Origin of the sequence: Oxalicibacterium solurbis (assembly GCF_014635845.1) — a bacterium.
Lineage (GTDB): Bacteria > Pseudomonadota > Gammaproteobacteria > Burkholderiales > Burkholderiaceae_D > Oxalicibacterium > Oxalicibacterium solurbis.
This window is the reverse complement of the sequence record NZ_BMDP01000001.1, coordinates 603,487-622,003: the sequence shown is the minus strand read 5'-3', so window position 1 is coordinate 622,003 and position 18,517 is coordinate 603,487. Positions and strand designations below refer to the sequence as shown.

Annotated in this window: 17 protein-coding genes and 1 tRNA gene; 11 read left to right on the top strand and 7 right to left on the bottom strand. The window is 57.3% G+C overall.

Features of this window, described 5'->3' with window-relative positions; translation table 11 throughout:
• Window positions 1-42 precede the first annotated feature (42 nt).
• From scpB to typA, 8 genes are all read left to right on the top strand, one after another.
• Window positions 43-954 carry an SMC-Scp complex subunit ScpB gene (gene scpB / locus IEV40_RS03000; RefSeq protein ID WP_188419463.1) on the top strand — a complete coding sequence of 304 codons (912 nt, stop codon included), beginning with the start codon at window positions 43-45 and terminating at the stop codon, window positions 952-954.
• Complete coding sequence (gene rluB / locus IEV40_RS02995; RefSeq protein WP_188419985.1) at window positions 932-2,500, top strand: 23S rRNA pseudouridine(2605) synthase RluB; 1,569 nt, start codon at window positions 932-934, stop codon at window positions 2,498-2,500. The genes scpB and rluB overlap by 23 nt, the downstream gene beginning before the upstream one ends.
• A gap of 294 nt (window positions 2,501-2,794) precedes the next feature.
• Window positions 2,795-3,280 carry a ribosome maturation factor RimP gene (gene rimP, locus IEV40_RS02990; protein WP_188419462.1) on the top strand — a complete coding sequence of 162 codons (486 nt, stop codon included), beginning with the start codon at window positions 2,795-2,797 and terminating at the stop codon, window positions 3,278-3,280.
• A complete protein-coding gene (gene nusA / locus IEV40_RS02985) occupies window positions 3,277-4,836 on the top strand; it encodes a transcription termination factor NusA (protein ID WP_188419461.1) in 1,560 nt (519 codons plus the stop codon). The genes rimP and nusA overlap by 4 nt, the downstream gene beginning before the upstream one ends.
• A gap of 46 nt (window positions 4,837-4,882) precedes the next feature.
• Window positions 4,883-7,663, top strand: a complete 2,781-nt coding sequence (gene infB / locus IEV40_RS02980; protein ID WP_188419460.1) for a translation initiation factor IF-2 — start codon at window positions 4,883-4,885, stop codon at window positions 7,661-7,663.
• A 98-nt stretch (window positions 7,664-7,761) separates the two neighbouring features.
• Window positions 7,762-8,148 (top strand): 30S ribosome-binding factor RbfA, encoded by a 387-nt coding sequence (rbfA, locus tag IEV40_RS02975; protein WP_188419459.1) that lies wholly within the window; start codon window positions 7,762-7,764, stop codon window positions 8,146-8,148.
• A 76-nt stretch (window positions 8,149-8,224) separates the two neighbouring features.
• Entirely contained in the window at window positions 8,225-9,157 is a 933-nt protein-coding gene (gene truB, locus IEV40_RS02970; protein ID WP_188419458.1) for a tRNA pseudouridine(55) synthase TruB, read from the top strand.
• Between the two features lie 193 nt (window positions 9,158-9,350).
• Window positions 9,351-11,189 carry a translational GTPase TypA gene (gene typA / locus IEV40_RS02965; RefSeq protein ID WP_188419457.1) on the top strand — a complete coding sequence of 613 codons (1,839 nt, stop codon included), beginning with the start codon at window positions 9,351-9,353 and terminating at the stop codon, window positions 11,187-11,189.
• A 103-nt stretch (window positions 11,190-11,292) separates the two neighbouring features.
• Here the strand turns inward: typA and aptA are convergent, their stop codons facing one another.
• A complete protein-coding gene (gene aptA, locus IEV40_RS02960; protein WP_188419456.1) occupies window positions 11,293-12,615 on the bottom strand; it encodes an omega-aminotransferase AptA in 1,323 nt (440 codons plus the stop codon).
• Between the two features lie 190 nt (window positions 12,616-12,805).
• Here aptA and dusA point away from each other — a divergent pair, with 190 nt between their 5' ends.
• The 3 genes from dusA (at window position 12,806) to IEV40_RS14760 (ending at window position 14,904) form a co-directional block, all read left to right on the top strand.
• Window positions 12,806-13,822: a tRNA dihydrouridine(20/20a) synthase DusA gene (dusA, locus tag IEV40_RS02955; RefSeq protein WP_188419455.1), complete on the top strand. Its 1,017-nt coding sequence runs from the start codon at window positions 12,806-12,808 to the stop codon at window positions 13,820-13,822.
• 254 nt (window positions 13,823-14,076) lie between these two features.
• Window positions 14,077-14,517: a BON domain-containing protein gene (locus IEV40_RS02950; protein WP_188419454.1), complete on the top strand. Its 441-nt coding sequence runs from the start codon at window positions 14,077-14,079 to the stop codon at window positions 14,515-14,517.
• A gap of 69 nt (window positions 14,518-14,586) precedes the next feature.
• Complete coding sequence (locus IEV40_RS14760) at window positions 14,587-14,904, top strand: hypothetical protein (protein WP_443093932.1); 318 nt, start codon at window positions 14,587-14,589, stop codon at window positions 14,902-14,904.
• Between the two features lie 25 nt (window positions 14,905-14,929).
• Here IEV40_RS14760 and IEV40_RS02940 read toward each other — a convergent pair whose 3' ends face one another.
• The 6 genes from IEV40_RS02940 to tolB all read right to left on the bottom strand — a co-directional run bounded on the left by IEV40_RS02940 (window position 14,930) and on the right by tolB (window position 18,517).
• Entirely contained in the window at window positions 14,930-15,181 is a 252-nt protein-coding gene (locus IEV40_RS02940) for a hypothetical protein (RefSeq protein ID WP_188419452.1), read from the bottom strand.
• Between the two features lie 67 nt (window positions 15,182-15,248).
• Complete coding sequence (locus IEV40_RS02935; RefSeq protein ID WP_188419451.1) at window positions 15,249-15,464, bottom strand: hypothetical protein; 216 nt, start codon at window positions 15,462-15,464, stop codon at window positions 15,249-15,251.
• A 170-nt stretch (window positions 15,465-15,634) separates the two neighbouring features.
• Window positions 15,635-15,710, bottom strand: a tRNA-Lys gene (locus IEV40_RS02930).
• Between the two features lie 233 nt (window positions 15,711-15,943).
• Complete coding sequence (gene ybgF / locus IEV40_RS02925; RefSeq protein ID WP_188419450.1) at window positions 15,944-16,663, bottom strand: tol-pal system protein YbgF; 720 nt, start codon at window positions 16,661-16,663, stop codon at window positions 15,944-15,946.
• Between the two features lie 12 nt (window positions 16,664-16,675).
• Window positions 16,676-17,173, bottom strand: a complete 498-nt coding sequence (gene pal, locus IEV40_RS02920; RefSeq protein ID WP_188419449.1) for a peptidoglycan-associated lipoprotein Pal — start codon at window positions 17,171-17,173, stop codon at window positions 16,676-16,678.
• Between the two features lie 48 nt (window positions 17,174-17,221).
• Window positions 17,222-18,517 (bottom strand): Tol-Pal system beta propeller repeat protein TolB, encoded by a 1,296-nt coding sequence (gene tolB / locus IEV40_RS02915; RefSeq protein ID WP_371870024.1) that lies wholly within the window; start codon window positions 18,515-18,517, stop codon window positions 17,222-17,224.

The window sequence follows — 18,517 nt, the reverse complement described above, 5'->3', positions numbered from 1 at the left end:
TATAAGCTCTGCAATTACAACCTATAGCCGTCCATATCGTAAATGAACATCGCTGAGGCCAAGAAAGTCCTCGAGACAGCGCTGCTTTGCGCGCACGAGCCATTATCCATCAACGACATGAAGAAGCTTTATGTCGAGGTCGAAGGCGGGGAAGGCGCCGAAGGCGTGATCGGCGCCGAGGATATCCGCCAGATGCTGGATGAATTGCACAACGATTGGGCAGGCAAGGGTATCGAAGTAGTCAATCTGTCTACCGGCTGGCGTTTTCAGAGCCGCCCGGAAATGAAGATCTATCTGGAGCGTCTGAATCCGGAGAAACCGCCAAAGTATTCGCGCGCCACGCTGGAAACGCTGGCTATCATCGCTTATCGCCAACCGGTCACCCGTGGTGACATCGAGGAAATCCGCGGCGTCACCGTCAATTCGCAGACCATCAAGATGCTCGAGGATCGTGGCTGGATCGAAAGCATCGGTCATCGCGATGTGCCTGGACGCCCGTCATTGTTTGCCACGACCAAGCAGTTCCTGGACGATCTGGGACTGACGTCGCTGGATCAATTGCCGCCGTTGCAGCAAGTCGAAAAAGGCGAGATGCAGGGCGATGCGCTTCTGGAAATCCAGGGACTTGAAGCGGGTTTCGCTGCCGCCCAGTTGGGACAGGAAGTCATGGATTTGGCAGAGGCAGGCGAAGAACAAGACAGTGACGAATCTGCAGAACGGTCCGCTGATATGGCGGCAGCCGATGAGGTTGCTGTCGCGATTGGCGTCGCCGAAGAACTTTCCATGACTGGCGACGGTCTGGACCAGGAACAACACCAACAAGACAATGCGGTAATCGAAGAGGCACTGCCTGCCGATGCCGAAGAGACCGCCAGCGTGGTGGCCGACACGATCATTGACGTACAAGGTCAATACAACGAAGAACCGAATGATGAATCGCCCAACGAAAAATAATCCGTCCGATGCGCCTTCCGATGACACCTTTTCGTCGGAAGGTCAGGGCCGAGGCGAAAACGCACAAACCATGACGACAGACGAAGCCGGCGCAAAGCCGGCAAAACGTGGCTTGCGCGGTCCGCGCAGTTTGCGTCGTGCGCGTCATGCGTCACGTAAGAACAACGCAGAGAAAGACCAGAGTATCGATGCCGCGCCGCCCGTTGAAGGTGGTGATGGTGCGCGTAGCGATGCGCAAGGCGAGGCGCCACAGAAGCGTGCAGGTCGTCAGGAACAGAGTAAATCCGCCAAGCAAGGACGTCAGAATCAGAACGCCGGTAGCGGCAGGCATGCGAAAAAGAGCGATGCCGACGATGTATTTTCCTTCGTGACATCCGAGGCCTTCGATGCGATGGCCGGTGGCGACGAACATGGCAGCAAGCGTCGTCATGAGCAGAAAAATGTCCGCCGCGATTTGACGGCAGAAGACGATGCACCGAAATTGCACAAGGTGCTGGCTGAGGCCGGATTGGGATCGCGTCGCGACATGGAAGAGTTGATCATTGCCGGTCGCGTATCGGTCAATGGCGAGCCTGCGCATATCGGTCAGCGCATTTTGCCGACCGATCAGGTGCGCATCAACGGCAAGCTGATTCAGCGCAAGATCAGCAAGCGCCCGCCGCGCGTGCTGGTTTATCACAAGCCGGCCGGCGAGATCGTCAGCACCAATGATCCGGAAGGCCGTCCGTCGGTATTCGATCGGCTGCCGACAATGAAGACCGGAAAATGGCTGGCCGTAGGACGTCTGGATTTCAATACCGAGGGATTGTTGCTGTTCACGACTTCCGGTGATCTGGCGAATCGACTGATGCATCCGCGTTACGGTATCGATCGCGAATACGCGGTGCGTACGCTGGGCGAATTGGAAGAAGGCATGCGGCAGAAACTGCTGGCGGGTGTCGAGCTGGAAGACGGCCTTGCACAATTTTCGCGTATCGCGGACGGCGGTGGCGAAGGCGTCAATAAATGGTATCGCGTGACGATCGGCGAAGGTCGCAATCGCGAAGTGCGCCGCATGTTCGAGGCGATCGGCCTGACCGTGTCGCGGCTGATCCGTACGCGTTACGGCTCGATGACGTTGCCGAGCAGTTTGAAGCGCGGCCGCTGGGAAGAAATGGACGAGCATGGCGTGCGTGCGCTGATGACAATGAGCGGACTGGAAAAGCAGGCAGGCGATAGCGGCAAGAAACGTAATGCTGCATCCGGTGGGCGCCAGAACGGCAACCGTGCACCCCGTTTCGATAACGGACTCGGTCAGCCGCAAAGCCCAAGCCAGTGGCAGAACATGGGCCAGGGGCAGGGGCGTTCGCAAGGACAGAATTCCGGCAAGACGGGGCGCCCGCAACAATCTCGTAGCCGCCAGCCGGATCCGTTGCAGACGGCACTTGGTTTCCCGGGCATGGGACAGCCCCGCCGGAACGGCGGTGGTCAAGGACGGTCAGGCGGGGGCGGCCCGGCACGAGGAAATGGCATGGGCGGCGGAATGCGCCGGCGTTCGAAGGTCTGATTTCCTTGTTTTGCTAGCCGAAGCGGCCTAAGTGAATGTTTTTCTAGGCTTTTTCGTTGTTTCTACCTGCTTCGCCAGTCTCTCGACATTGCGGTGACTGCGGTAATCGACTATAATTTGACAGTTGATAAAGATCGGCCACCCGGGACGCATATATTCTTGGTGGCGATCCGGTTGTCAGAACGATAAAAAAGATGGGCAGATGCCCATTTTTTTTTTGTTAAACAGTTTGTGTACTGTATTGCGATCAGGTTTTCTGTGCGAAGCCGTGATCGTTGTTTTCGGAGAGCTTCCTTGCAGTTGTCGGCACTGATTGAAAAAACCCTGGAAGGAATGGGGTACGAACTGGTCAATTTCGAACAGGCCGCGCGCGGCTTGCTGCGCGTGTACATCGATTTTGCACCTGAAAACGCCGACAACGGAAACATCACGGTGGAAGACTGCGAGAAAGTCACGCATCAGTTGCTGCATGTGTTGACCGTCGAAAACGCCGCTTACGAGCGGCTGGAAGTGTCCTCGCCGGGACTTGATCGCCCTTTGAAAAAAATGTCGCACTATGTACGGTTTGTCGGCGCCGAAGTGTTGGTGAAGCTGCGCATGCCGATGGCGGCTGCAGCAAATCGCAAGTCCTTTCAGGGCATATTGCTGGAGCCGGTTGGCGAGACATTGGCACTGGAGTTTGAAGGAAAAGACGGGCCGGCGAAGCTGGAATTTACGCTTGCCGATGTAGACAAGGCGCATTTGGTGCCAAAAGTGGATTTTAGGAGCCGCAAAGCATGAGTCGCGAAATTTTGTTGCTGGTCGATGCACTGGCGCGCGAAAAAAACGTCGATAAGGACATCGTCTTCGGGGCGCTCGAGCATGCGCTCGCACAGGCGACCAAGAAGCGTTATGAAGGCGACGTCGATATTCGCGTTTCCATCGACCGTGAAACCGGCGAATTCGAATCCTTCCGCCGCTGGCATGTGGTGCCCGACGAAGCTGGCCTGCAATTGCCCGATCAGGAGATCCTCCACTTCGAAGCCAAGGAACAGATCGCGGATATCGAAGTCGACGAATACATCGAAGAGCCGATCGAATCGGTCGAATTCGGTCGCCGTTTTGCACAAGATACCAAACAGGTCGTGCTGCAGCGCATCCGCGATGCGGAGCGCGAGCAGATCCTGGCCGACTTCCTGGAACGCGGCGATTCGCTGGTGACGGGAACGATCAAGCGCATGGAGCGTGGCGATGCCATCGTCGAATCCGGTCGCATCGAAGCACGTCTGCCGCGCGACCAGATGATTCCGAAGGAAAATCTGCGTATCGGTGATCGTGTCCGCGCCTACATCCTGCGCATCGATCGCAACGCACGCGGCCCGCAAGTGATTCTGTCGCGTACGGCACCGGAATTCATCATGAAGCTGTTCGAACTGGAAGTGCCGGAAATCGAACAGGGTCTCTTGGAAATCAAATCGGCGGCGCGTGATGCAGGCGTCCGCGCCAAGATCGCCGTCTTCACCAGCGACAAGCGCATCGATCCGATCGGTACCTGCGTCGGCATGCGCGGTTCGCGTGTGCAGGCTGTCACCGGCGAACTGGGCGGCGAGCGTGTCGATATCGTGCTGTGGTCCGACGATCCGGCGCAGTTTGTCATCGGTGCACTGGCGCCGGCCAATGTGTCGTCCATCGTTGTGGACGAGGAAAAGCATGCGATGGACGTCGTCGTCGACGAGGAAAATCTCGCGATCGCAATCGGTCGCGGCGGCCAGAACGTACGTTTGGCATCCGAACTGACCGGCTGGCAGATCAATATCATGACGGCTGAGGAATCCGCGGACAAATCGCAAGCCGAAACGGCGGCGATCCGCACGCTGTTCATGGCAAAACTCGACGTCGATCAGGAAGTGGCCGACATTCTGGTGGAAGAAGGCTTCGCCACGCTGGAAGAAATCGCCTATGTGCCGATCAGCGAAATGATGGAGATCGAAGCGTTCGACGAAGATACCGTCAACGAACTGCGCAGCCGTGCGCGCGATGCACTGTTGACCGAAGCGATCGCGTCGGAAGAAGGCATGGAAGGCATGGACGATGCGCTGGCCAATCTGGAAGGAATGGATCGCACGATCGCTGGCAAGTTGGGCCTGGCCGGTATCAAATCGCTGGATGCCTTTGCGGGACTGGCGTATGACGAATTCGGTGCGATCCTCGCGCTGTCCGGCGACCGCGCGCGGCAATTGATTGAAAATGAATTTGAAGATGTGACCGACGATGAAATGAAGCTCATCGATGCCAAATACGATGAGCATGCGAAGGCCCTGCAGGCCAAGGCGTGGAGCCTCGTGGAAGCGAAGTAATCCGCGGCGATTTTCATCCAACGTGTCACATAGAAAAGAGGACTGAATGGCGAGTAACAACGTAGCCCAATTTGCCACCGAGCTCAAAATGCCTGCAGACGTGCTGTTGACGCAATTGCGCGATGCTGGCGTGGAGAAGAGCTCGGCGTCCGATGAATTGTCCAAGGCGGACAAGGACAAGCTCCTTGATCATCTGCGTCGCGCGCATGGCGCTGCGCCTGAAGGCGAGAAAAGAAAGATCACGCTGACCCGCAAGGAAACGACCGAGATCAAGCAGGCGGATGCCACCGGTAAATCGCGCACGATCCAGGTCGAGGTGCGCAAGAAGCGCACTTTCGTCAAACGCGACGATATCGCCGAGGAAACGGCCAAGCCGGCAGCGGCTCCGGTCATCGATGAGGCCGAACAGGAACGCCGCGCCGAAGAGGCGCGCCGTCAGGCTGAACTGATCGCGCGCCAGGAAGCCGATCTGCGCGAGAAGCAGGATCGGCTTGCCAAGCTGGAAGCCGAGAAGGAAGAGCAGGCCAAAGCCTTGAAAGTAGCCGAAGAGGCAGAGAAGGCAGCCGAGCAGTCGGCCAAGGTGAAGGCGGACGAAACCGCGCAGGAAGAAAAGAAACGTCTGGAAGAGGAAGAGGCCAGCAAGAAGGCCGCCAAGGATGCTGCGCGCGAAGCGAGCGAACGCGCAGCGGCAGCTGAAGCCGCGCGCAAAGCGGTTGCCGACGAAGTTGCCCAGATCAAGGCCATGATGAATGCGCCGCGCCGCGCGATCAAGGCGCCGGAGCCGGCAGCGCCTGCCGCCAAATCGGCGGAAGGAACGTTGCACAAACCGGCTGACAAGAAGCCGGGTGAGAAGAAGGACGACAAGAAACCGGGCGACAAGAAATCGATCAAGTCGGCCAATGTGTCGTCGACCTGGCAAGACGATGCAAAGAAGCGCAGCGGTGGCCTGAAGACACGTGGTGGTCCGGCCGGTGGTGGTCGTGACGGCTGGCGTGCGGGTCCGAAAGGACGTCGTCACTCGCATTCGGACGACCGTGAAAGCAACTTCCAAGTGCCGACCGAAGCGATCGTACGCGACATCTACGTGCCGGAAACTATTACGGTGGCCGAGCTTGCACACCAGATGGCCGTCAAGGCTTCCGAAGTAATCAAGCAATTGATGAAGCTCGGACAGATGGTCACAATCAACCAGGTGCTGGATCAGGAAACCGCGATGATCGTGGTGGAAGAAATGGGCCACACCGCACATGCGGCCAAGCTGGATGATCCGGAAGCGCTGCTCGTTGCCGGCGGCGAAGAGCATACCGATGCCGAACAACTGCCGCGTGCGCCGGTGGTGACCGTGATGGGCCACGTCGACCACGGCAAGACCTCGTTGCTCGACTATATCCGTCGTGCCAAGGTGGCGTCCGGCGAAGCGGGCGGCATTACGCAGCATATCGGCGCCTATCACGTCGAAACGCCGCGCGGCATGATCACCTTCCTCGATACGCCGGGCCACGAAGCGTTTACCGCGATGCGTGCACGTGGCGCGAAGGCAACCGATATCGTGATTCTGGTGGTCGCTGCTGACGATGGCGTGATGCCGCAGACGAAGGAAGCGATCGCGCATGCGAAAGCTGCCGGTGTGCCACTCGTCGTTGCAATCAACAAGATCGACAAACCTGGCGCCAACATGGACCGCGTCAAGCAGGAGTTGATTGCAGAGCAAGTTGTGCCGGAAGAATACGGCGGTGAATCGCCATTCGTGCCGGTATCGGCGAAAACCGGTGAAGGTATCGATGCCTTGCTCGAACAGGTGTTGTTGCAGGCAGAGGTGCTGGAATTGAAAGCGCCGGTCGAAGCGCCTGCCCGCGGTCTTGTTGTCGAGGCCAAGCTCGACAAGGGGCGTGGCCCGGTTGCCACGATCCTGGTTCAATCCGGTACGTTGAAACGCGGCGACGTCGTGTTGGCAGGTTCTGCCTACGGTCGCGTGCGTGCAATGCTGGATGAGAACGGCAAGAATATTGCAGAAGCCGGTCCATCGATTCCAGTCGAGATTCAAGGTTTGACCGAAGTGCCGAATGCTGGTGAAGAAGTCATGGTCATGGCAGACGAACGCAAGGCGCGTGAGATCGGCCTGTTCCGTCAGGGTAAATTCCGTGACGTGAAGCTTGCAAAACAACAGGCGGCCAAGCTGGAAAACATGTTCGAAAACATGGGTGAAGGCGAAGTCAAGAACCTGCCGATGATCATCAAGACCGATGTGCAGGGTTCGCAGGAAGCACTGGTCGGTTCGCTGCAGAAACTGTCGACCAGCGAAGTGCGCGTGCAGGTTGTGCATGCTGCGGTCGGTGGCATCAGCGAGTCGGACGTCAATCTGGCAGTTGCATCGAAAGCCGTCATCATCGGCTTCAATGCGCGCGCCGACGCTTCGGCACGCAAGCTGGCGGAAGCCAACGGCGTCGACATCCGTTACTACAACATCATTTACGATGCAGTAGACGAGATCAAGGCGGCGATGTCCGGCATGCTGGCACCGGAGAAACGCGAACAGGCATTGGGCCTGGTCGAGATTCGCCAGGTTATCCTGGTCAGCAAGGTCGGTGCGATCGCAGGTTGCTACGTGCTGGAAGGTCTGGTGCGTCGTGGCGCATCGGTCCGCCTGCTACGCGACAACGTCGTGGTCTGGACCGGCGAGCTCGATTCGCTGAAGCGCTTCAAGGATGACGTGAAAGAAGTGAAGTCCGGCTTCGAATGCGGTCTGACGTTGAAGAACTTCAACGACATCAAGGAAGGCGATCAGCTGGAAGTGTTCGAAGTGCAGGAAGTGGCACGGACGCTGTAAGCATTCTGATCGGCAAGCGATTCGTTTCGCTTGCCGATCAGCGATTATTTTTCACAAGGGCGGCGCATTGATGCGCCGCTTTGCTTCTGGGGCATATCATGGCCAGACACAGCAAATCCATTCCCGGACGCGGCTTGCGCGTCGCCGATCAGATTCAGCGCGACCTGGCCGAACTGATTGCCTTCGAGTTGAAGGATCCTCGCGTCGGCATGGTCACACTCACCGAAGTGCAGGTGACGCCGGACTATGCGCATGCGAAAATTTTCTTCACGACGCTGGTCGACGACAAGGAAGCAATTCGCAATACGATCGCCGGCCTGTCCGCGGCATCCGGTTTCCTGCGCAATCAGCTTGGCCGTCGCCTGACGATCCATACCTTGCCGGAGCTGCATTTCGTGCACGACACGTCGACGGCGCGCGGCATCGAAATGTCAAAGCTGATCGACGAGGCTAACGCAACGCGTGCGCGCGACGCGGAAGACTAACTGTTTTTCATTCACTCCTGTCGTTTCGCATCGAGCGTGATGCCGACGGCGGTGCGTCGTTTTTTACATTCATTCCATGTCTTCCTCTCCCAAACGCAAGCGGGTGCCGGTGCACGGCGTATTGTTGCTGGACAAGCCGGCCGGCCTGTCTAGCAACGATGCGCTGATTAAGGCGAAACGCCTGTTGAATGCGGAAAAAGCCGGCCATACCGGTACGCTCGATCCGTTTGCCACTGGCTTGTTGCCACTGTGTTTCGGCGAGGCGACCAAATTCGCGCAGGATCTGCTCGATGCGGACAAGACCTACGAGACAGTCGTTCATCTTGGCGTGACGACGACGACCGGAGATACGGAAGGCGAAGTGATCGAGACGCGCAACGTCGATGTCGATCGCGAACGTATCGCGGAAGTGCTTTCGCGTTTTGTCGGCAACATCGAGCAAGTGCCTCCCATGCACTCGGCGCTCAAGCGCGACGGTAAACCCTTGTACGAATATGCACGGGCCGGTATCACGCTGGAACGCGAAGCGCGCGCCGTCACGATTCATGAACTGCAATTGCTCGATTGGCAAACGCCGTATCTGAAGCTGCGCGTGTGCTGCAGCAAGGGCACGTATATTCGCGTGCTGGGCGAAGACATCGGCGCGGCATTGGGTTGCGGCGCGCATTTGCAGGCCTTGAGGCGCATACAGGTCGGTAACCTGACGATCGATACGGCGATGACGCTGGACGGTCTTGCGGAGAAATCGGAGCAGGAAAGAACGACAACACTGGCACCGGTCGATGCCTTGTTGACATCGTTTCCTTCAGTGCAATTACCGGAGGCGCTCGCCAAGCGCTTCCTGCACGGACAGCGTCTGGCGCTCGGCAAGGAAAACGTTGCCTATCCGGAAGGCGGTGGCCGGGTGCGTGTCTATCGGCAGCAGGACAATGCACTGTTGGGGACTGGCCTGATGCAGACGTGGGGTGTGCTGGCGCCGGAACGGCTGATTGCTACTGCGGGCATCTGAACCGCCGATTTTCCCATTGTCATCGTTGCATTTTTGTCCGCAAGCCGGCCGGGTTTGCAGAATGTCATCGACATGTCACCAAGTTGGCATTCAATGCATGGCAAGCCTTTGAAATTCCAAGGATTTTCTTAATTCAAACAGGCGGGCATGCTATAATTTTCGGTTTCCCGCATTCAGGCTTCACGAACCAATCATGTCCAATTCCAAACGCGCCATCCGCAACATTGCCATCATCGCTCACGTCGACCATGGCAAGACCACACTCGTCGATCAACTGCTGCGCCAGTCGGGTACCTTCCGCGAAAACCAGCAGGTCGATACGCGCGTGATGGATTCGAACGACATTGAAAAGGAACGTGGCATCACGATTCTTTCCAAGAACTGTGCGGTCGAGTACAAGGGTACGCACATCAACATCGTCGATACCCCGGGCCACGCGGATTTCGGTGGCGAAGTGGAGCGTGTGCTGTCGATGGTCGACAGCGTGCTGCTGCTGGTCGATGCGCAGGAAGGTCCGATGCCGCAAACGCGTTTCGTGACACGTAAAGCACTGGCACTGGGTTTGAAGCCGATCGTTGTCGTCAACAAGATCGATCGTGAAAACGCCGATCCGCAAAAAGCGGTCAACGCGACTTTCGAGCTGTTCGACAAGCTCGGCGCAACCGACGAACAACTGGATTTTCCGATTGTGTACGCATCGGGTTTCAAAGGCTATGCAGGTCTGGAAGATTCCGTGCGCGAAGGCAACATGGAGCCGCTGTTTGACGCGATTCTGGAACACGTTCCTGCACGTGAAGATGATCCGGATGGTCCCCTGCAATTGCAGATCACATCGCTGGAATATTCGTCGTATGTCGGCAAGATCGGTGTTGGTCGTATCCTGCGCGGTCGTATAAAGGCGCTGCAAGACGTCGTCTGGATGAACGGCCCTGAAGACAAACCGACCAAGGCGCGTATCAATCAGGTTTTGACTTTCAAAGGTCTGGATCGCGTCGTTGTCGACGAAGCCTTGGCTGGTGACATCGTGCTGATCAACGGTATCGAAGACATTGGCATCGGCAGCACGATTTGCGCACCGGACACGCCCGAAGGCTTGCCGATGCTCAAGATCGACGAACCGACGCTGACCATGAATTTCATGGTGAACAGCTCACCGCTGGCTGGCCGCGAAGGCAAGTTCGTGACGACGCGCCAGATCCGCGATCGTCTGGAAAAGGAATTGAAATCGAACATGGCGTTGCGCGTGCTGCAATCGCCGGACGACGACTCGACGTATGAAGTATCGGGCCGTGGTGAATTGCATTTGACGATCCTGATCGAAAACATGCGCCGTGAAGGTTTCGAGATGGCTGTTTCGCGTCCGCGCGTGGTCTTCAAGATGGTCGATGGCGTGCGTCATGAGCCATACGAAAACCTGACCGTTGACGTCGAAGAAGCCAACCAGGGCGGCGTGATGGAAGAACTCGGTCGTCGTCGTGGCGATCTGCAAAACATGGAGTCGGACGGCAAGGGACGTGTTCGCCTCGAATATCGTATTCCGGCGCGTGGCCTGATCGGTTTCCAGGGTGAGTTCATGACGCTGACGCGCGGCACCGGCTTGATGAGCCACGTGTTCGATACATACGCACCGGTCGATAACAGCAAAGGCGAATTGGGCGGTCGTCGCAACGGCGTGCTGATTTCACAGGATGACGGCACTGCTGTTGCCTACGCGATCTGGAAACTGCAGGATCGCGGCCGCATGTTCGTCAACCACAACGATCCGGTCTACGAAGGCATGATCATCGGCATTCACTCGCGCGAGAACGATCTGGTCGTCAATCCGATCAAGGGCAAGCAATTGACCAACGTCCGTGCATCCGGTACCGATGAAGCCGTGCGCCTGGTGCCGCCGATCGAGCTGTCGCTGGAATACGCGGTCGAGTTCATCGACGATGACGAACTGGTGGAAGTCACGCCGAAGAGCATTCGTTTGCGCAAGCGCTTCCTGAAAGAGCACGAACGCAAGAAGGCAAGCCGCGACGCAGCGTAAGCCGTCATAGCCATGAGCGGCGGCGAGATACCGTCGCCCCCGATAAGAAAAGACCGCTGGCAGCAGCGGTCTTTTTCATTCAGGCAGGCAGTAGTGCATCGAATTACTTCAGCGTCTTCAGAATATCGGCCAGACTGCCGAACAGTTCGGCTATCTGTTCCTTGCTGATGATCAACGGTGGCGATAGGGCGATGATGTCGCCCGTCGTGCGAATCAGCAGACCTTTTTCCCAGAATGCCTTGCTGAAGACTTCATAGGCGCGCGCGCCGGGCTTGCCTGCGATGCTTTCCAGTTCGATGCCGCACACTAAGCCCAGGTTGCGGATGTCCTTGACGAAGGGCAGGCCTTTCAGGCTGTGCGCGGCGTCTTCGAAGTGAGATGCCATTTCAGCGGCGCGCTGGAACAGGCTTTCTTCCCGGTAGACTTGCAGTGTTGCCAGCAGGGCGGCCGCGGCGAGCGGATGGCCGGAATAGGTATAACCGTGCGCGAATTCGATCGCGTTTTCCGGCGCGGCATGCATGAAGGTATCGTGGATGTCCTGGCGGATGACGACGGCACCCATCGGAACGGCAGCGTTCGTCATTCCCTTGGCGCAGACGATCATGTCCGGCTCGATACCGAAATACTGTGCGGCGAAAGGCGCACCGAGGCGGCCGAAGCCGGTGATGACTTCGTCGAAGATCAGCAGGATGCCGTATTTGTCGCAGGTGGCGCGAATTTTTTCCAGATAGCCGCGCGGCGGCATGATAGCGCCGGTGGAGCCTTGTACCGGTTCGACGATGACAGCGGCGACGGTTGACGGGTCATGCAGCGTCAGCAGACGCTGTTCCAGCTCATCGGCCATCTCGGCACCATATGGCGGCAGCCCGCGCGAAAAGGCATTGCGAGAAAGATCGAGCGGATGACGCAGATGATCCGCCGTCGCCAGCGACGCACCGAATTGTTTGCGATTGCCGGCGATGCCGCCTACCGCGATGCCGCCGAAGCCGACGCCGTGGTAGGCGCGTTCGCGGCCGATCAGGCGCGTGCGGCCGGCTTCGCCGCGCGCACGGTGGTAGGCGAGTGCAATCTTCAGTGCCGTATCGACGCCTTCGGAGCCATCATTGCAGAAAAACACGCGATTCAGTGCCGGCGGTGTGATGGCCGTCAATGCGCTGGCTGCAGCAAAGGCGTCCGGATGACCCATCTGGAATAGCGGAGCGTAATCCAGTTTGGCAGCTTGCTGCTGTATTGCCTGTACGATTTTCGGGTGGCAATGCCCGGCATTGACGCACCACAGCCCGGCAGTACCGTCGAGGATCTTGCGGCCGTCATCCGTCGTGTAATACATGCCGGACGCAGAAACCAGTTGGCGGGGTTTGTCCTTGAACTGGCGATTGGCGGTGAACGGCATCCACAGATGATCGGTGTTGATGGGTTGGGTCATTGCATGGGCCGCAAAGTGGAAAGATGAACAATCTTATTATGATTTGACGGCCTCCGGGACTGTTGCAGAGTTTGCAATTACAGGGTTGAAATTGCAGCGGGCAGGCGACATCGATGGGCCATCTTGCGTATACTTCGGCCTGTACTCGAGCCGTCTGGTTCATGGTGTTTTATCGAATGGAATCTGTTGCATGAAACAAGAAAAGAAATTGTCGCGCCGCCTTTCCGTCGCTCCGATGATGGATTGGACGGATCGGCATTGCCGCATGTTTCATCGGCAGATTACGCGCCATACCTGGCTCTACACCGAAATGGTGACGACCGGTGCGCTGCTGCACGGCGACGTACCACGCCATCTGGATTTCAGCGACGAAGAACATCCGGTTGCATTGCAGCTTGGCGGCAGCGAACCGGCCGATCTGGCAAAGAGCGCAAAGCTGGGCGAGCAGTGGGGCTACGATGAGATCAATCTGAACTGCGGCTGTCCGTCGGAGCGTGTGCAGAAGGGCGCATTCGGCGCCTGTCTGATGAAAGAGTCGACGCTGGTGGCGGATTGCGTGAAGGCGATGCGTGATGCGGTGCAGGTCGATGTCACTGTCAAGCATCGTATCGGCGTGGATGATGTGACGTCCTACGATTTCATGCGTGATTTCGTCGGTACGGTAGCGGATGCCGGTTGCGAAACCTTTATCGTCCATGCGCGCAATGCGATCCTGCAAGGTTTGAGCCCGAAAGAAAATCGCGAAATTCCTCCGCTGCGTTACGAATTCGCCTATCGGCTGAAACAGGATTTTCCTGAACTGGAAATCATCGTCAACGGCGGCATCAAGACATTGCAGGAAGTCGACACGCATTTGGCGCATGTAGATGGTGTGATGTTGGGCCGTGAGGCCTATCACAACCCTTACCTGATGGCGGAATTCGACGCACGTTATTACGGTGACGACGCATCGCCACGTTCGCGTAGCGATGTGATTCAGGCCATGATTCCTTATATTCGCGAGCAACTGGCTCGATACGGAAGCAAAGGCGAAAAGGGCGGTGGATTGAAACTCAATAGCATCACGCGCCATATGTTGGGCTTGATGTCCGGTTTGCCGCATGCACGTGGTTTCCGCCAGACCTTATCCGATTCCAGGCAGCTTGCGCTGGGCGATCCGGATTTATTGCTGCAAGCCCTACAGAGAATGCAGCCGCTGGCGGCCTGATGCCAAGTATTCCTGCCGTATACGGTGTTTCCTGACTGTAAAATTTTCCGCGCCATGTAAGTTTTACCGCCGGCATGTCAAATGTTTCTCCGTGCGGAATTTCCTTTCGAACCTTCTGAAAAAAGTGTGGTCAAGAAGATAACCGATTTGATTTTGGGCATGTTGCATCAGGCCAAATCGGATTGCGATTCAATGTGCGGGCCGGGTATTTCGGTTCGGGCTTGAGAATCCTCTTTGCCAAGAAAGGAAAAATCATGATCAAAACATTGCCGAACAATTCGAAGATCGCCATCGGTGCTGCGTTGCTGGCTGTGTTGTTTGCAAGCGGTTGCGAACGCCGTACGGAAGCGCCGGCAGACACCATGGGCAGCAGCAGTCCGGCTGCGCCTGCCGCGACACCGGAAACCGCACCGGCTGCGCCATCTCCGATGCCGGCTGATACGGCTCCTGCAGGAGAGGAAAGCAAGTCTGCCGGCGCCGTTATCGACGACACGGTGATCACGACCAAGGTAAAAACGGCGTTGCTGGCCGACTCCGACATCAAGGGGTTGGATGTGAACGTCGATACTTCGCAAGGCGTGGTGACGTTGAAGGGCGAAGTCTCCAACCAAGCGCAGATCGATCGTGCGGGCAAGATCGCAGGTGAAGTGGCAGACGTCAAATCCGTCGTCAACAACCTGTCGATCAAGAAGTAAAAATCGAAAGCAGAGCTAGCTGCGCATCGGCCATATGAGGTCTGATGCGCCTGGCTCTACAAGCGAGCTGTGAAACTGCAGAAATTAAAAGGGCGTGACCATGTCACGCCCTTTTTACATTCGGCTGGCTTAATTACCGTTGGCGGCATCCTGCACTTTTTCACCGCCCCGTTCCACATCCTTGCCGAAACCATGAACGGTGTTGCAGGCAGTGAGCGTAAAACCCATTGCAAGAACGCACATGAGGGAAATGATTTTTTTCATGATGATTTTCCTTTCAAGTTGAACGAAGTGTGCGGTGGCCTCTCTTTGATCCCGACGGGGAGTGTGCTGCCGTTCGGATTGGAATCGGGCAACAGCATTCCTTTAGGGCATTTTCTTGCCTAAAAGTTCACTTTTGTGGGGGCAGGGATTAGGGCCAAGGGGCGGGATTGCTGTTGACGTATTGCGGGCCGTTTTCCGATGGTTCGGGAATTTCGGCATTGCGTTCGCCGATGTCGGCGTCACCTTCCGCCAGCGCTGCCAGGTCCTTCCGGATCTTGTCGAAATCGGAGTGGGCGAGCGGGCGTGTCTTGTCCGGCCAGTTCTCCAACGCCCATGCGACCAGCGCTTCGAAACGCTGCTGCATTTCGGCTTCGAACGGTGTGATTTTCCTGTTTGCCATGGAGCCCTCCGTTTGTCATAGTCGGACAACGGAAAGGAGGAATGATTCCTGAGCGGCTGGAGCGTTGCTATTGCACGACTGCGTGGGTTTTGCCGTGCGCTTCTTCCGTGTTCAGTGCATTTGCCAGTCTGGCCTGCTTGATGTGCACATCGTTGAGCAGCACCATGTAATCGCCGCGGCGCGACTCGGGAATTTCCTCGGCCAGATAGTTCAGACATCGAACGATGGCGCGATTCATTCGCGTGACTTCCTGTGCCAGTTCTTCCACGGTAGCTGCGCTCATTGCGATTCTCCGACCGAAGTGTGGGAAAAACATTCTAATCCTGATTCCGGGGATTGAGAATAATTCTCTTCGGAAAGCGCAGGAGCACGATCTGGAGGAAATGCGGCATGCACGAACGGCATGCGTGAAAACAAAAAGGGCCTGGACTTGTGATCCAGACCCTCTGTATTTGGTAGGCCGTGCGTGGCTCGAACACGCGACCAACGGATTAAAAGTCCGCTGCTCTACCAACTGAGCTAACGACCCGAAAGACAGCTATTATAGAGAAGCAATATCCTTGGTGTCAATCACCTCCCCACTTTTTCTTCAAAACTTTTTCGGTCCTTTGTGCTGCCTTCTCTGTGTAGCGGAAAAATGCTGGCCAAAACAAAATCGCCCGGCAAAGGGCGATTTATTTATTTTGCTGTCATCCATTTCGCCAGGAATTCCGTTGCGATTTTACGAACCCTGTTGTGACTCGATAGCGAGGAAGTCCACGCTTACTTGAGCAGATCCAGCCGTTCCTTTGCAGTCTGTGCGGACGGTGCATTCGGATACTTCGATACCAGCGATTGCAAAGTCTTTTTCGCTGCGGCGCGGTCCTTCAGTTCCATGTAGGAGCTGGCGATGTTCAGCATCGCATCGGCGGCCTTCGGATTGTCCGGATATTTTTTTAGCAGCGTCTGTTGTGCCGAAATCGCATCACGATAATCGCGTTGTGCATACAGCGCATTGCCGATCCAGTACTGGGCAGACGGCGCATAGGCCGATTGCGGATAGCGCTGGATGAAATCGGAGAAGGCAGCACCGGACTTCTTGTAGTCGCCGCCCTTGAACAGCGTGAGCGCAGCGTCGTAATCCTTCTGTTCGGACTGGCCGACCAGCGCATCCTGACCGTCGACGGTCACGGTTTGCGGTTCGAGCTTGCGCAGACGATTGTCGAGATCGGTATAGAAGTCCTTTTGCCGTTGCTGTGCAGTGGACAATTCATTGGTCAGCACTTCGATCTGTCCGTTCAGTCGCGCAATTTCGCGGCGCAACTGTTCGTTCTGATTGGCGAGATCGAGCAGGGCGGAAGCATCTGCCTTGGTATCCAGCTTGGTACGGACTTCGAGGATGGCACGACGTGCCTCGTCGTCGCCGAACAGCGCTGCATGCGCTGACAGCGACGCCAAAGAAAATGCGGCCACGAAGGCCGCAGAAAGGATGTTTTTAATCATCGGAAACAGAGATTAATAAACGATGTCGGCACGACGGTTTTCAGCCCACGAGGATTCGTCGTGGCCCAGTGCCTTCGGCTTTTCCTTGCCCAGCGAAACGGCTTCCATCTGCGACTCCGCTACGCCCAGCAGCGACATCGATTTGCGTACGGCTTCTGCACGCTTCTGACCGAGTGCCAGGTTGTATTCCGCACCGCCGCGTTCGTCGGTGTTGCCTTGGATGATGACCTTGCGATCCTTGTGCGATTTCAGGTAGGACGCGTGGTTCTCGACGACCGGCTGATATTCGCCCTTGACCGAGTAGCTGTCGAAGTCGAAGTAGACGCTGCGTTTGGCCAGGACGCCTTGCGGATCGTTCAGCGGATCGGCGGAAGCGTTGACGGTGCCGACCGATCGGGCATCCGCGCCGGCGCGGTCCTCGACAGGGGCTTTGTCGTCCAGTTTGGTGGACGAGCAGGCTGCCAGCAGCATAGCGCTGGACAGGATCAGAACGGAAGAAATTGCGCGCATGGTGTACCCCTTAAATGGAAGTGTTTGTGTGTAAGAAAAACAATCGCATTATTTCATAAACGGGCCCCAAGTGGGCTCCTGGATGTCGCCTGCCTGCATCGTTAGCGTCTGTTTGACACGGCCATCCACAGAGACCACGCCCAGGGTGCCGCGGCCGCCGGATTTGGTAGCGTACAGCAGGTATTTTCCGTTCGGCGCGAAACTTGGCGATTCATCCTGGACGGTATCGGACAGGCGCTGTTCCTGGCCGTTGGTCAGGTCCAGAAGATAGAGCTGGAACTTGCCGTCGCGGCGGGAAATGTAAGCCAGCGACTTGCCGTCGGACGAGATGCGCGGGCTGATGTTGTAGTTGCCGTTGAAGGTGACGCGACGGGCATCGCCGCCGCTGGCGCTCATGCGGTAGATCTGCGGGCCGCCGCTGCGGTCGCTGGTGAAGTAGATGCTCTGGCCGTCCGCCGAGAATTGCGGCTCGGTATCGATACCGGACGAATTGCTGAGGCGGCGCAGCCCGGTACCGTCGGTGTTGACCACGTAGATTTGCGTCAGGCCGCCGCGCGACAGGGCGACTGCCAGCTTGCTGCCGTCGGGCGACCAGGCCGGTGCCGAATTGCTGCCCTTGTAGTTGGCGGCGACGCTGCGCTGGCGCGTGACCAGATTCTGCACATAGACGACCGGCTTGCGGTTTTCGAACGATACGTAGGCGACCTTGGTGCCGTCAGGCGACCAGGCCGGCGAGATGATCGGCTCGTTCGAGCGCAGGGCGACCTGCATGCCCTGACCGTCGGAATCCGCGACTTCCAGATGATATTCGCGGCCGTTGCGCGAAACGTAAGCGATGCGAGTCGCGAAGATGCCGGGAATGCCGGTCAGCTTTTCATAGATGTCGTCGGCGACCTTGTGGGCGGAGACGCGCAGGAATTGCGACGGTGCAGCCAGCGCCAGCGAAGACAGTTGCGCAGCCTTGACCGTGTCGAACAGGCGATAGCGGACATCGAAGCGGCCGTCGGCCAGTTTCTGCACGCTGCCGACCACCACGGCATCCGCGCCGCGCGATTTCCAGTCGGCAAGATCGACCTGCGAATTTTCGGTCAGCACCGCATTCGTATCGATGATGCGGAAATAGCCGCTGCGTTGCAGATCGGCCTTGATGATGGCGCTGACCTGTTGCGGTGCGATCGATTCGTTGCCGAAGGCGGCGATGGCGATCGGAATCTGGTTGGCGCCCACGCCAGCGATTTCCACACGCAGTTGTGCATGCGCAAGATTGCCGGCGAGCAGGCCGGCCAGGACAGCCATGATGGCGAACAGGCGAGGGAACATGCGTGTGATGGAGAGATGTGTCAT